The 14,198-nt window shown below is 70.3% G+C and carries 11 protein-coding genes, 1 rRNA gene, 1 pseudogene and 1 riboswitch; of the genes and pseudogenes, 12 read left to right on the top strand and 1 reads right to left on the bottom strand.

Features of this window, described 5'->3' with window-relative positions; genetic code table 11:
• From rrf to AB0L29_RS15900, 11 genes and pseudogenes are all read left to right on the top strand, one after another.
• A 5S ribosomal RNA gene (gene rrf, locus AB0L29_RS15850) occupies nt 1-95 on the top strand; the annotation flags it as partial.
• 109 nt (nt 96-204) lie between these two features.
• The gene (locus AB0L29_RS15855; protein ID WP_365827398.1) at nt 205-813 is read left to right on the top strand and encodes a CDP-alcohol phosphatidyltransferase family protein; all 609 of its coding nucleotides are present in this window, start codon (nt 205-207) and stop codon (nt 811-813) included.
• A gap of 114 nt (nt 814-927) precedes the next feature.
• Entirely contained in the window at nt 928-3,423 is a 2,496-nt protein-coding gene (locus AB0L29_RS15860; RefSeq protein WP_365827400.1) for a mannose-1-phosphate guanyltransferase, read from the top strand.
• A gap of 172 nt (nt 3,424-3,595) precedes the next feature.
• Nucleotides 3,596-4,450 carry a DUF881 domain-containing protein gene (locus tag AB0L29_RS15865; RefSeq protein ID WP_365827402.1) on the top strand — a complete coding sequence of 285 codons (855 nt, stop codon included), beginning with the start codon at nt 3,596-3,598 and terminating at the stop codon, nt 4,448-4,450.
• Complete coding sequence (locus tag AB0L29_RS15870) at nt 4,447-4,779, top strand: small basic family protein (RefSeq protein WP_003977440.1); 333 nt, start codon at nt 4,447-4,449, stop codon at nt 4,777-4,779. Before AB0L29_RS15865 ends, AB0L29_RS15870 begins: the two co-directional genes overlap by 4 nt.
• A gap of 5 nt (nt 4,780-4,784) precedes the next feature.
• The gene (locus AB0L29_RS15875) at nt 4,785-5,687 is read left to right on the top strand and encodes a DUF881 domain-containing protein (protein ID WP_365827404.1); all 903 of its coding nucleotides are present in this window, start codon (nt 4,785-4,787) and stop codon (nt 5,685-5,687) included.
• A gap of 61 nt (nt 5,688-5,748) precedes the next feature.
• On the top strand, nt 5,749-6,708 hold the full coding sequence (locus tag AB0L29_RS15880; RefSeq protein WP_365827406.1) for an FHA domain-containing protein: 960 nt from the start codon (nt 5,749-5,751) through the stop codon (nt 6,706-6,708).
• 43 nt (nt 6,709-6,751) lie between these two features.
• Nucleotides 6,752-7,489 carry a MerR family transcriptional regulator gene (locus AB0L29_RS15885; RefSeq protein ID WP_365827408.1) on the top strand — a complete coding sequence of 246 codons (738 nt, stop codon included), beginning with the start codon at nt 6,752-6,754 and terminating at the stop codon, nt 7,487-7,489.
• 83 nt (nt 7,490-7,572) lie between these two features.
• Complete coding sequence (locus tag AB0L29_RS15890) at nt 7,573-8,046, top strand: bifunctional nuclease family protein (protein WP_004934251.1); 474 nt, start codon at nt 7,573-7,575, stop codon at nt 8,044-8,046.
• Between the two features lie 290 nt (nt 8,047-8,336).
• Nucleotides 8,337-9,020 (top strand): MerR family transcriptional regulator, encoded by a 684-nt coding sequence (locus AB0L29_RS15895; RefSeq protein WP_365827411.1) that lies wholly within the window; start codon nt 8,337-8,339, stop codon nt 9,018-9,020.
• 63 nt (nt 9,021-9,083) lie between these two features.
• A pseudogene (locus AB0L29_RS15900) lies at nt 9,084-10,593 on the top strand (DNA polymerase IV).
• Here AB0L29_RS15900 and AB0L29_RS15905 read toward each other — a convergent pair.
• On the bottom strand, nt 10,506-10,886 hold the full coding sequence (locus tag AB0L29_RS15905; RefSeq protein WP_365827413.1) for a PRC-barrel domain-containing protein: 381 nt from the start codon (nt 10,884-10,886) through the stop codon (nt 10,506-10,508). The pseudogene AB0L29_RS15900 and the gene AB0L29_RS15905 overlap by 88 nt on opposite strands.
• A 114-nt stretch (nt 10,887-11,000) precedes the next feature.
• Nucleotides 11,001-11,096, top strand: a riboswitch (glycine riboswitch).
• A gap of 176 nt (nt 11,097-11,272) precedes the next feature.
• On the opposite strand from AB0L29_RS15905, the gene gcvP reads away from it, so the two are divergent.
• Entirely contained in the window at nt 11,273-14,158 is a 2,886-nt protein-coding gene (gene gcvP, locus AB0L29_RS15910) for an aminomethyl-transferring glycine dehydrogenase (RefSeq protein WP_365827415.1), read from the top strand.
• Nucleotides 14,159-14,198: the final 40 nt, after the last annotated feature.

Genomic DNA, 14,198 nt, shown 5'->3' on the forward strand with positions numbered 1-14,198 from the left:
AAACGCCCGGTCACATTCCGAACCCGGAAGCTAAGCCTTACAGCGCCGATGGTACTGCAGGGGGGACCCTGTGGGAGAGTAGGACACCGCCGAACTCCTTTTAGAGCTCTGGCTCTTGGGCATGCAGCCCGAGAGCCAGAGCTTTTTTGCGTTGAGGTAAGGTCAGGGAGCATCATCGGTACCTTTCCCACAGGAGGCCCCCGGGTGGAGGTCCAGGAGACTCGCGTCCAGACGGACCGTGTCCTCACCATCCCGAACATCCTCAGCATGGCGCGTCTCGTCGGTGTGCCCCTCTTCCTGTGGCTGATCCTCAGGCCCGAGTTCGGTGGTCCGCAGAGTGACGGCTGGGCACTCCTCGTACTGGCCCTGAGCGGCGTCAGTGACTACCTGGACGGCAAGCTCGCGCGCCGGTGGAACCAGATCAGCAGTCTCGGCCGGCTCCTTGATCCCGCGGCCGACCGGCTCTACATCCTTTCGACCCTGGTCGGTCTCACCTGGCGCGAGATTCTGCCTCTCTGGCTGACGGCCGTACTGCTGGCGCGGGAGCTGCTCCTGCTGGTGATGGTGGGCATTCTCAGGCGGCACGGCTATCCGCCGCCGCAGGTGAACTTCCTGGGGAAGGCCGCGACCTTCAACCTGATGTATGCCTTCCCGCTGCTCCTGCTCAGTGACGGAAGTGGTTGGATCTCGTCACTCGCTGCTATTTTCGGATGGGCGTTCGCCGGATGGGGTACAACGCTGTACTGGTGGGCAGGAGTCCTCTACGTAGTACAAGTCCGCCGCCTGGTCCGTGCGGACACCGTGGCCGATTGACCCCGCTCATTGTGTGGCCGTAACGGCCCGATGGCCCGCGCTGGAAAAGTGCGGGACAATCTGGGCAGGTGAAGTCGGCTAGACCGTCGTCTCTTCGAGGAGGACGCTTCCGACATGAAGGCCGTAGTGATGGCCGGAGGCGAAGGCACGCGCCTTCGCCCCATGACCTCAAGCATGCCCAAGCCGCTCCTGCCTGTGGCGAACCGCCCGATCATGGAGCACGTGCTGCGGCTGCTCAAAAGGCATGGGCTCAACGAAACAGTTGTGACTGTCCAGTTCCTGGCCTCGCTCGTCAAGAACTACTTCGGTGACGGCGAAGAGCTCGGGATGGAGCTCACCTATGCCCACGAGGAGAAGCCACTCGGTACCGCCGGAAGCGTCAAGAACGCCGAAGAGGCGTTGAAGGACGATGCCTTCCTCGTCATCTCCGGTGACGCCCTGACCGACTTCGACCTCACCGAGCTGATCAATTTCCACAAGGAAAAGGGCGCGCTGGTCACCGTCTGTCTGACGCGTGTGCCCAATCCGCTGGAGTTCGGCATCACCATTGTCGATGAAGAGGGCAAGGTGGAGCGGTTCCTCGAGAAGCCGACCTGGGGGCAGGTCTTCTCGGACACCGTGAACACCGGTATCTACGTGATGGAGCCCGAGGTCTTCGACTACGTCGAGCCCGATGTGCCCGTCGACTGGTCCGGTGACGTCTTCCCGCAGTTGATGAAGGAAGGCAAGCCGATCTACGGCTATGTCGCCGAGGGCTACTGGGAGGACGTCGGCACGCACGAGAGCTACGTGAAGGCGCAGGCCGACGTCCTGGAGGGCAAGGTCGACGTCGACATCGACGGCTTCGAGATCTCCCCGGGCGTATGGGTGGCGGAAGGCGCCGAGGTGCACCCGGACGCCGTTCTCCGCGGGCCCCTCTACATCGGCGACTACGCGAAGGTCGAGGCCGGCGCGGAGATCCGCGAGCACACGGTGGTCGGGTCGAACGTCGTCGTGAAGAGCGGGGCCTTCCTGCACAAGGCCGTCGTCCACGACAACGTCTACGTCGGGCCGCACAGCAATCTGCGCGGTTGTGTCGTCGGGAAGAACACCGACATCATGCGCGCGGCCCGTATCGAGGACGGCGCGGTCATCGGTGACGAGTGCCTCGTCGGTGAGGAATCGATCGTTCAGGGAAATGTGCGGGTCTACCCGTTCAAGACCATCGAAGCCGGTGCCTTCGTCAATACCTCGGTCATCTGGGAATCCCGGGGGCAGGCGCATCTCTTCGGCGCCCGCGGCGTGTCCGGAATCCTGAACGTGGAGATCACACCGGAGCTCGCGGTGCGTCTCGCCGGCGCCTATGCGACCACCCTCAAGAAGGGGGCGACGGTCACCACGGCCCGCGACCACTCCCGAGGCGCCCGGGCACTGAAGCGGGCGGTGATCTCCGCGCTGCAGGCCAGCGCCATCGACGTACGGGACCTGGAGAACGTGCCCCTGCCCGTGGCCCGGCAGCAGACCGCGCGGGGCAGCGCGGGCGGCATCATGATCCGGACCACGCCCGGCGTGCCGGACTCCGTGGACATCATGTTCTTCGACGGACAGGGCGCCGACCTGTCGCAGGCCAGCCAGCGGAAGCTGGACCGGGTGTTCGCGCGGCAGGAGTACCGGCGCGCGTTCCCCGGTGAGATCGGTGACCTGCACTTCCCGGCCAGCGTCTTCGACTCGTACACCGGGTCGCTGCTGCGGAACGTCGACACGACGGGGATCGCGGAGTCCGGGCTGAAGGTGGTCGTGGACGCGTCCAACGGCAGCGCCGGACTCGTGCTGCCGAGCCTGCTCGGGAAGCTGGGCGTGGACTCGCTGACAATCAATCCCGGTCTCGACGAGTCCCGGCCCACCGAGACGGCCGACATGCGGCGGGCGGGGCTGGTGCGGCTCGGTGAGATCGTCGCCTCCTCGGGAGCCGCGTTCGGCGTGCGGTTCGATCCCGTCGGTGAGCGGCTGTCCCTGGTCGACGAGAAGGGGCGCATCATCGAGGACGACCGGGCGCTGCTCGTGATGCTCGACCTGGTCGCGGCGGAGCGGCGCAGCGGCCGGGTGGCGCTGCCCGTGACCACCACCCGGATCGCCGAGCAGGTGGCGGCGTACCACGGGACCCAGGTCGAGTGGACGACCACCTCCCCCGACGACCTGACGCGCGTCGGCGGCGAGGAGGGGACGATCTTCGGCGGCGACGGCAAGGGCGGCTTCATCGTTCCGGAGTTCAGCAGCGTCTACGACGGCACGGCGGCCTTCGTACGGCTCATCGGGCTGGTGGCGCGGACGCAGCTCACGCTCAGCCAGATCGACGCACGCATCCCGCGGGCCCACGTCCTCAAGCGGGATCTGGCGACTCCGTGGGCCGTCAAGGGGCTCGTCATGCGGCGGGTCGTGGAAGCGGCCGGAGACCGCTTCGTGGACACCACGGACGGTGTGCGCGTGGTGGAGGCCGACGGGCGCTGGGTGATGGTGCTGCCCGATCCGGCCGAGGCGGTCACCCACCTGTGGGCCGAGGGGCCCGACGACGCCTCCGCGCAGGCCCTGCTGGACGAGTGGTCGGCCATCGTGGACAGCGCGGGCCGGTAGGAGACACAGCACGCGTGCGGTGCGTGCCGGACAAGTGTCCCCAAGGGGGCCTGTCCGGCACGCCGGTGGGGCCGTTCGGAGGTGACGGCCGCGACATGCGACGATGTGCGGCATGCCGCAGCAACCCCCCGTTCGGAGCACACCTTCGCGGCCCCCGCGTCCGGACGCGTCCATGTCGTTGATCACCAACGTCATGGACCACAGCCTCGACGACGGATACGCCGAGGCCGCCGCGCGGAAGAAGGCCGCGGGCGAGGGCGGCATGCCGAAGACCCTCAGGGCGAAGCTCGGTCTGGCCGCCGGCCTGGTGCTCGCGGCCCTCGTCGTCACCGTCGGGGCGGCCCAGGCGCGGGTCACGGCACCCGTGGTCGCCAAGGAGCGCGAGGAGCTGATCGACCGCATCGACCGGCAGACCGAGGCGGCGGACGAGCTGGAGGACAGCGTCGACGAGCTGCGCGCGGACGTGAGCGCGCGGCAGCGCGAGGCGCTGGAGGAGAGCGGGGACGGCGGCCGGTCCGAACTGGTGGGCGTCCTGTCGGGGGCCGTCGCGGTGCAGGGTCCCGGCGTGAAGCTCGTCGTGGACGACGCCGAGGACGCCGGTACCGGTGCCGACGGCGACCCGCGTGAGAGCTCCGGGTTCTCCGACACCGGCCGGGTGCGCGACCGGGACATGCAGCGCGTGGTCAACGGGCTGTGGGAGTCGGGCGCCGAGGCCGTCTCCATCAACGGGCAGCGGTTGACGGCCCTGTCCGCGATCAGGGCCGCGGGTGACGCGATACTGGTCGACAACCGGCCGCTGGTGCCGCCCTACACGGTGCTCGCGGTGGGAGACGGCCAGCGGCTGAGCACCAGGTTCCAGAACAGTGCCGACGGGCTGTACCTGCACGCCCTGCAGGAGAACTACGGCATCCGCACCGGCATCTCCGTGGAGGACGACCTCCGGCTGCCCGCCGCGCCGAGTCTGACCGTACGTACAGCACGACCGAACACCGAGAAGACCGAGAACACCGAGAAGGGCACATCGTGATCGCCGTACTGGGCCTCGTCGTGGGAGTCGTGGCCGGCCTGTTGGTCCGGCCCGAGGTTCCGGCGGCCGTCGAGCCTTATCTCCCGATCGCTGTCGTGGCGGCGCTGGACGCCGTCTTCGGTGGCCTGCGGGCCATGCTCGACGGCATCTTCGACGACAAGGTCTTCGTGGTGTCGTTCCTGTCGAACGTGGTCGTGGCCGCGCTGATCGTGTTCCTCGGCGACAAGCTGGGCGTGGGCGCCCAGCTGTCCACCGGCGTCGTGGTCGTCCTCGGCATCCGCATCTTCTCCAACGCCGCGGCGATCCGCCGGCACGTGTTCCGGGCGTGAGGCCGATGAGCGAGCACGACGCACGGCACGACGAGACGCCCGAACCCGGGAACCGGCTGCGCAAGGAGCTGCCCGACGAGGTGCCCGCGACGGATCCGCCGGAGGCGGGAATCCCGGAGGAGGGGGCCCCGGAGAAGAGGGCTCCGCAGGCGGGGACTCCGGAGGAGAAGACCGAGCCGCCCCAGCTCACCGGCCGGCAGCGACTGGTGAAGGGGCTGTGGCCGCCGCGCGTGACCCGGGCCCAACTCATCGTCGCCCTGCTGCTGTTCGGCCTCGGCTTCGGCCTGGCCGTCCAGGTGGCGTCGAACAGCGAGAATGACAGCGCCCTGCGCGGCGCGCGCCAGGAGGATCTCGTCCGGATCCTCGATGAACTCGACGACCGCACACAACGTCTTGAAGACGAGAAGCGGGGACTCGAGAAGCAGCGGGACGAACTGGAGAACAGCTCGGACCAGGCCGAGGAGGCCCGTCGGCAGACGGTCGAGAAGGAGCGGCAACTGGGCATACTGGCGGGCACCGTGGCCGCGCAGGGGCCCGGCATCACCATGACCATCGGGGACGACAGGGGGAGGGTCGAGGCGGACATGCTGCTCGACGCGATCCAGGAGCTGCGCGCGGCGGGTGCGGAGGCGATCCAGGTGAACGGCGTACGGGTCGTGGCCGGCACGTATCTGACGGATTCCGGCAACGGCGTGGGCGTCGACGGGAACAAGATCAACGCGCCTTATCGTTTCAAGGTCATCGGCAAACCGCAGGACCTCGAGCCGGCGCTCAACATCCCCGGAGGCGTGGTGCAGACTCTCGAGAAAGAACAGGCCACCGTCACTGTCGAGCGGTCGGGCAAGATCGTCGTGGACGCCTTGCGAGCGGTGAAGCGGCCTGACTACGCTCGGTCGTCCTCCCGGTGAACCGGCGGTGCATGGGGGACATCCGGCAAGGGCATGAGGTTGCGGGGGGTCGGCGCACCGAATGGGTGGTGCGTGGTGGAAACTGTCTGGCGGAGACGGACGTTGTGAGGATGTCCGGGTCGACCAGTGTGTTCAGTCAGGGTTCGTCCTGCCCCACGGGCGGGTCTGTTTCGGTCAAGGGGAATCGCCCGTGAAGTTGTTTGCGAAATTGTTCGGCAAGAGCGCGCGAGAGGGCAGCGACAACGCGACCGCTCGCCATCGCGCACAGCCCGACGCAGAGGGTCAGCGTCCGCTGTTCCGGGACCAGGTGGCTGGTCCGGGCGGCGGCATTTCCGGAGGTCAGGGCGCGCCGTCGGTTGACCCTGCGCAGTCCGGCGGCATAGGTTTCGGCCAACCGTCAACCTCAGGTACGGGTGGAGGGTTCGCCGCCGGCCCGTACGCGTCCAACGCCCCGGCGGGGCAGCCGCCGCAGGAGGATCCGTCCATGTCGGCCCTGGTGTGTACGAGGTGCGGTAACCGCAACGCGGAGAACAGCCGCTTCTGCTCCAACTGCGGCGCCCCGCTGCGGGCCGGGGTCCCCGCGGAGCGTTCGTCGGAGACGACCTCCACGATCTCCATCTCCGGTCTCGAGGCCTACGACGCCGAGGCCACCGGCCAGACGCCGATGCCGACGCTCTCTCCCGAGGCGCAGGCCGCCGTCGAGGCGCTGCCGCAGGGCTCCGCGCTCCTGGTCGTGCGCCGCGGGCCGAACGCCGGCAGCCGCTTCCTGCTGGACAGCGACCTGACCACGGCCGGGCGTCACCCGCAGAGCGACATCTTCCTGGACGACGTGACGGTCTCCCGGCGGCACGTGGAGTTCCGCCGCGGCCCGGACGGCACGTTCACGGTGGCCGACGTGGGCAGCCTGAACGGCACGTACGTCAACCGGGAGCGGATCGACCAGGTCGCCCTGAACAACGGTGACGAGGTGCAGATCGGCAAGTACCGGCTGGTCTTCTACGCGAGCCAGCGAGGCTACTGACCCTCCCCCGGACTCCGTCCGGGGGAACCCCCAGGGAGGGTCCATGCTTCGAACACCGAGCGGTGGTGCCGGGCACGGCACCACCGCCCCGGACAGTGGCCTGATGAGCATCGGCACGGTGCTGAACGTGCTGCGCGACGAGTTCCCCGACATCACCATCTCCAAGATCCGCTTCCTGGAGTCGGAAGGGCTCGTCGAGCCGCAGCGCACCCCCTCGGGGTACCGCAAGTTCAGTGCGGAGGACGTCGAGCGCCTCGGTCACGTCCTGAGAATGCAGCGGGACCACTATCTGCCTCTGAAGGTGATCCGCGAGCACCTGGAGGCCATGGAGCGTGGCGAGCCCGTCCAGTTGCCGGCTCTGGGCCGACAGCGTGACGGGCAGGCCGTGCCCGGCTCGGCCGAGGGGCCCACGGCGGCCCGGATCGGTCGGGCCGAGCTGCTTGCCGCCGCCGGTGCCGGTGAGCAGGAACTGCAGGAGTGGGAGTCGTACGGGCTCGTCGCTCCGCTGGAGGACGGGGCGTACGACGCGGAGGCCGTGACCGTGGCCTCGCTCGTCATCGAGCTGGGCCGGTTCGGGATCGAGCCACGGCACCTGCGCGCGATGAAGGCCGCCGCCGACCGTGAGGCCGGCCTGGTGGAGCAGGTGGTGGCTCCGCTGAAGCGGCACCGGAACCCGCAGACCAGGGCGCATGCCGAGGCGCGCACGAAGGAGCTGGCGGGACTCACCGTGAAGCTGCACGCGGCGCTGGTGCGGACCGCGCTCGGGGTGCGGCTGCCCTGAAGGGACCCGATCGCGGGTCCGGTCCGGCCGCCCGTTGCGGCCTCGACTACCCAAACATCCCGGGCACGGCCTAGGGTTGCTGTGTGAACGAGCTCGATGTCGTAGGTGTCCGGGTGGAAATGCCCTCCAACCAACCGATCGTGCTGCTGCGTGAAGTGGGGGGCGACCGCTACCTCCCTATCTGGATCGGACCGGGCGAGGCGACCGCGATCGCCTTCGCCCAGCAGGGCATGGCTCCGGCACGGCCGCTGACCCACGACCTGTTCAAGGACGTGCTGGAGGCCGTCGGCCAGGAGCTCACGGAAGTGCGCATCACGGACCTGCGGGAGGGCGTCTTCTACGCGGAGCTGGTGTTCGCCAGCGGGGTCGAGGTCAGCGCCCGTCCGTCCGATGCCATAGCGCTGGCGCTGCGCACCGGCACGCCGATCTACGGCAGCGACACGGTGCTCGACGACGCCGGTATCGCGATCCCCGACGAGCAGGAGGACGAGGTGGAGAAGTTCCGCGAGTTCCTCGACCAGATCTCGCCGGAGGACTTCGGCACCAGCAACCAGTGACGTTCCGGTGGCCGGCCACCGGCCGGTGGGCCGCGTGGGCGGCCGGCGGACGAAGCGGTCCGCGGCGGAGCCGCCCACGGCCTGTGACCGTGGAAATGCCCGCACGGGCCCGTGGCCGTGCGAGCGTCACACGGGCCGCGCCGAACCCATTCGGCTAGCCTTTCCCCGCGGTGGGGCACGGGAAACCACTCTTAGGGTGATTATCACTCGGCGTGCCGAGTGTGGCGATCGTTGACGCACCCCTGGTGACTGCCTACCGTCGAGAAGGCAGGTCAAGGACGGAGGTCGGCGTGAGAAGCAGCGGCGACGGTACGGCGGGGGGTGCCCCCGGACGCGGTCTCGGGGTGAGCGGTCCGTACCCTCCCCCGGGCTCCCGGCTCCGCGCGAGCGCGGGATACCCCCCTCACGGCAGCGCCGCCGATCACATTCCGCAGCGACCGACAGCCGTGCCGAGCAGCGGAGGGACGACGTCCATGGCGTCCGAGCAGATCGGCTACCGCGGTCCCACGGCCTGTGCCGCCGCCGGTATCACCTACCGGCAGTTGGACTACTGGGCGCGCACCGGGCTCGTCGAGCCGAGCGTGCGACCCGCCCACGGGTCCGGGACGCAGCGTCTGTACAGCTTCCGGGACGTCGTCGTCCTGAAGATCGTCAAGAGGTTCCTCGACACCGGTGTGTCGCTGCAGAACATCCGCACCGCGGTGCAGCACCTGAGGGAACGCGGTTTCCGCGACCTGGAGCGGATGACGCTGATGAGCGACGGCGCCACGGTCTACGAGTGCACCTCGCCCGACGAGGTCCACGCCCTGCTCCAGGGCGGCCAGGGCATCTTCGGGATCGCCGTGGGCGTGGTGTGGCGGGACGTCGAGAACGCGCTGTCCCAGCTGCACGGGGAGCGGATCGACACCGGTGAGACCCTGGTCGGGCACAACCCGGCGGACGAGCTGGCGCGGCGGCGCAACCGGGCGGTCTGAGCGGGGCCGCCGCGGCGGCGGCGCGTCGGCGCGTTGTCAGTGGCGTAGGGCAGCATCGGGGATGTGAGAACCGCGCCCACGATCCTGCACCTGGACATGGATGCCTTCTTCGCCTCGGTGGAGCAGGCGTCCAAGCCGAGTCTGCGCGGGAAGGCCGTCGTCGTGGGAGGGCTCGGGCCGCGCGGGGTCGTGGCCACCGCCTCGTACGAGGCACGCGTCTTCGGGGTGCACTCGGCGATGCCCATGGCGCAGGCCCGGCGGCTCGCGCCGCACGCCGCGTACCTGGTGCCCCGCTTCGGGTTCTACCGGTCGATCAGCGAGCGGGTGATGGGGCTGCTGCGGGCGCTGTCGCCGTTGGTGGAGCCGTTGAGCCTGGACGAGGCGTTCGTGGACCTGGAGGCCGGCGGGGCGGCCTGGGACGAGCGGTCGGCGCGGCTGGCGGGCGCGAAGCTGCGGGCGGACATCCGGGCCGCCACGGGGCTGACGGGATCGGTCGGGCTCGCCGCCTCCAAGATGCTCGCGAAGATCGCTTCCGAGCAGGCCAAGCCCGACGGGCTGGTGCTGATCGAGCCGGGCACCGAGCGGGCCCTGCTCGGCCCGATGCCGGTGCGGACGCTGCCGGGCGTGGGACCGGCGACGGGCGACCATCTGCGGCGGGCCGGGATCACCACCGTCGACGAGATCGTCGAGGCGGGCGAGGACGAGCTGGTGCGCCTGCTGGGGAAGGCCCACGGACACGGGCTCTACGCCATGGCGCTGGCGCGCGACGACCGGCCCGTGGTGGCCGAGCGGGAGGCCAAGTCGGTCTCCGTCGAGGACACCTACGACGTGGACATCCACGACCGGGTGCGGGTCGGGCTGGAGGTGCAGCGGCTGGCCGACCGGTGCGTGCGGCGGCTGCGCGGGGCCGGGCTGTCGGGACGGACCATCGTGCTGAAGGTGCGGCGGTACGACTTCTCCACGCTGACCCGGTCCGAGACGCTGCGCGGGCCGACGGACGATCCGGCGGTGATCCGGGAGGCGGCGGCCCGGCTGCTGGACTCGGTGGACACGACGGGGGGCGTCCGGCTGCTCGGCGTCGGGGTCAGCGGGCTCGCCGACTACACCCAGGAGGACCTGTTCGCACAGGCGGCGGGGGAGCGGGCCGGCGTTCCCGCGGAGGAGCCCGAGGCGGCGCCTGTCGAGGAGCGGCAGGCGCCCGCCGAGCGGCGGTGGCCCGCGGGGCACGACGTGCGCCATGCCGCGTACGGGCACGGGTGGGTGCAGGGCAGCGGGCTGGGGCGGGTCACCGTGCGGTTCGAGACCCCGGACTCGAAGCCCGGCCGGGTGCGGACGTTCCGGATCGACGACCCGGAGCTGGAGCCGGCGGAGCCGCTGCCGCTGGTGCCGCGAGGACCGGACGCGAGCGGGGAGGAGGCCGTCGGCGCGCCCTCCGGGGGTGTGGGACCGGTGGGTTCGTGAAGACGCCCGGGGAGCGGGGCACCCTCATCCCGCAGCCGTCTCGTCCGTGCCCGCGAGTCTGCCGAAGTCGCGGTCCGGGAGCGGGGGAGCGGCGGCGACGTCCAGGCCGTAGTGGTGGTAGAGCTGGAGTTCCTGCTCCGGAGAGAGGTGGCGGCCGACGCCGAAGTCGGGGGCGTCCTTGATGAGGGCGCGGTCGAAGGGGACGTGGAGGGCGCCGTCGACCAGTTCGCTGGGCTCCAGCGGCACGAAGGCGTCCCTGCTGAACAGGCCGGTCCGTATGGCCGCCCATTCGGGGACGCCGGTGGCGTCGTCGAGGTAGACCTCGTCGATGGTGCCGATCCTGGTTCCGTTGCGGTCGAATGCCTTGCGGCCGATCAGGTTGCGCGGATCGATGTCGGTTCGCACGGGCCCTCCACTTGGTCGCACCTCATCCGTAAGCACTACAAAACGGCAGAATGGGGAACGCGGCCACTCGAAGGCCCGGGCGTTGACCCCGCTGGTAGGCTGGCAGACGGCTGCTGACCCCGTGCGGGAGAGTCCTCCAGGCAGCATCGGAGGCGCCGAAGGAGCAAATCCTCCCCGGAATCTCTCAGGCCCACGTACCGCACGGACGAGGTCACTCTGGAAAGCAGAGCGGGTGTCGACGGCTTCCGCTCTCACCGACGGTGAAAGCCGGGCGTCCTCGGACGATCCGGTGAAGCTCTCAGGTCGAGATGACAGAGGGGGAGGCCGTCCGGGCACCCGTGCCGTGGTGCCCCTCGAAGGTCGCGTCAGACCAGGAGGCCTCCGCAATGACCGCCCATCGCACTCCGCTCTCCGAGCTCGAGCAGACAATTCCCTTCGAGCAGCGCCACATCGGGCCCGACCAGGAGGCGCGGGCCAAGATGCTCGCGCAGGTCGGCTACGGCTCGCTCGACGAGCTCACCGCCGCCGCGGTCCCGGATGTGATCAAGAACGCCGACGCGCTGGACCTGCCGGGCGCCCGCAGCGAGGCCGAGGTGCTGGCCGAGCTGCGCGCGCTCGCCGACCGCAACCAGGTCCTCGGCTCCATGATCGGACTCGGGTACTACGGCACCTTCACGCCGCCCGTCATCCTGCGCAACGTCATGGAGAACCCGGCCTGGTACACGGCCTACACGCCGTACCAGCCGGAGATATCGCAGGGACGGCTGGAGGCGCTGCTCAACTTCCAGACCATGGTCGCCGAGCTCACCGGCCTGCCGACCTCCGGGGCCTCGCTGCTCGACGAGGGCACGGCCGCGGCCGAGGCGATGGCGTTGTCCCGGCGCATGGGCAGGAACAAGAAGGGCCTGTTCCTGGTCGACGCGGACGCGCTGCCGCAGACCATCGCCGTGCTGCGGACCCGGGCCGAGCCGACCGGGGTCGAGGTGGTCGTCGCCGACCTCGGCGAGGGCATCCCGGCCGAGCTCGCCGAGCGTGAGATCAACGGCGTGCTGATCCAGTACCCGGGCGCCTCCGGTGCCGTACGCGACATCAAGCCGGTGATCGACCAGGCGCACGAGCTGGGCGCGCTCGTCACCGTCGCCGCCGACCTGCTCGCGCTGACGCTGCTGAAGTCGCCCGGTGAGCTCGGTGCGGACATCGCCGTCGGGACGACGCAGCGGTTCGGCGTGCCGATGGGCTTCGGCGGACCGCACGCCGGATACATGGCGGTGCAGGAGAAGATGGCGCGCAGCCTGCCCGGGCGGCTCGTGGGCGTCTCCGTCGACGCCGACGGCAACCGGGCCTACCGGCTCGCGCTGCAGACCCGCGAGCAGCACATCCGCCGGGAGAAGGCGACCAGCAACATCTGCACCGCGCAGGTGCTGCTCGCCGTGATGGCCGGCATGTACGCCGTCTACCACGGGCCGGAGGGCCTCAAGGGCATCGCGCGGCGCACCCACCGGTACGCCACGATCCTCGCCGCCGGGCTCGCCGGCGGCGGTGCCGAGGTCGTGCACGGGTCCTACTTCGACACCCTGACCGTACGCGTGCGGGGCCGGGCCGCCGAGGTCGTGGCCGCCGCCCGGGACAACGGCGTCAACCTGCGGCTCGTCGACGCCGACCACGTCTCGATCGCCTGCGACGAGACCACCACCCGGGCCCGGCTGGCCGCCGTGTGGAGTGCGTTCGGCGTCGACGGCGACGTCGAGGCGCTCGACGCGGCCACCGGGGACGCGCTGCCGGAGGCGCTGCTGCGCACCGACGACTACCTGACCCACCCCGTCTTCCACCAGCACCGCTCCGAGACCGCGATGCTGCGCTACCTGCGCAGGCTGGCCGACCGGGACTACGCGCTCGACCGCGGCATGATCCCGCTGGGCTCGTGCACCATGAAGCTCAACGCGACCACCGAGATGGAGCCGGTCACCTGGCCCGAGTTCGGGCAGCTGCACCCCTTCGCCCCCGCCGAGCAGGCGCAGGGCTACCTCACGCTCATCCGCGAGCTGGAGGAGCGTCTCGCCGAGGTCACCGGCTACGACAAGGTGTCGCTGCAGCCCAACGCCGGGTCGCAGGGCGAGCTGGCCGGCCTGCTCGCCGTACGCGGGTACCACCGGGCCAACGGCGACGAGCAGCGGACCGTGTGCCTGATCCCGTCCTCCGCGCACGGCACGAACGCCGCGAGCGCCGTGATGGCGGGCATGAAGGTCGTCGTCGTGAGGACCGCCGGGGACGGCGAGATCGACGTGGAGGACCTGCGGGCGAAGATCGAGCAGTACCGCGACGAGCTGGCGGTGCTGATGATCACGTACCCGTCGACGCACGGTGTCTTCGAGGAGCACGTCTCCGAGATCTGCGCGCAGGTGCACGAGGCCGGCGGCCAGGTGTACGTCGACGGCGCCAACCTCAACGCGCTCGTCGGTCTGGCCAAGCCCGGGCACTTCGGCGGCGACGTGTCCCACCTGAACCTGCACAAGACCTTCTGCATCCCGCACGGCGGCGGCGGTCCCGGCGTCGGCCCGGTGGCCGTGCGGTCGCACCTGGCGCCGTACCTGCCCAACCACCCGCTGCAGCCCGAGGCCGGGCCCGAGACGGGCGTCGGTCCGGTCTCGGCGGCGCCGTGGGGTTCGGCCGGGATCCTGCCGATCTCGTGGGCGTACGTCCGGCTCATGGGCGGCGAAGGGCTCAAGCGGGCCACGCAGGTGGCGGTGCTGAGCGCCAACTACATCGCCAAGCGGCTGGAGCCGCACTACCCGGTGCTCTACACCGGCCCCGGCGGGCTCGTCGCCCACGAGTGCATCATCGACCTGCGGCCGATCACCAAGGCGACCGGGGTGAGCGTCGACGACGTCGCCAAGCGGCTCATCGACTACGGCTTCCACGCCCCGACGATGTCGTTCCCGGTGGCCGGAACGCTGATGATCGAGCCCACCGAGTCCGAGGACCTGGCCGAACTCGACCGGTTCTGCGAGGCGATGATCGCGATCCGTGCGGAGATAGAGAAGGTCGGCTCCGGCGAGTGGCCCGCGGACGACAACCCGCTGCGCAACGCCCCGCACACCGCGGCCGCGCTCGGCGGGGAGTGGAAGCACCCGTACAGCCGCGAGGAGGCCGTCTTCCCGGGCGGGGTGCGGGCCGCCGACAAGTACTGGCCGCCGGTGCGCCGCATCGACCAGGCCTTCGGCGACCGGAACCTCGTGTGCTCCTGCCCGCCGCTGGACGCCTACGACGGCTGAGGACGGCCGAGTCCGTGACAGGGGAGGGCCCCGCCGGCGA

Origin of the sequence: Streptomyces sp. NPDC052701, assembly GCF_040678355.1 — a bacterium.
GTDB lineage: Bacteria > Actinomycetota > Actinomycetes > Streptomycetales > Streptomycetaceae > Streptomyces.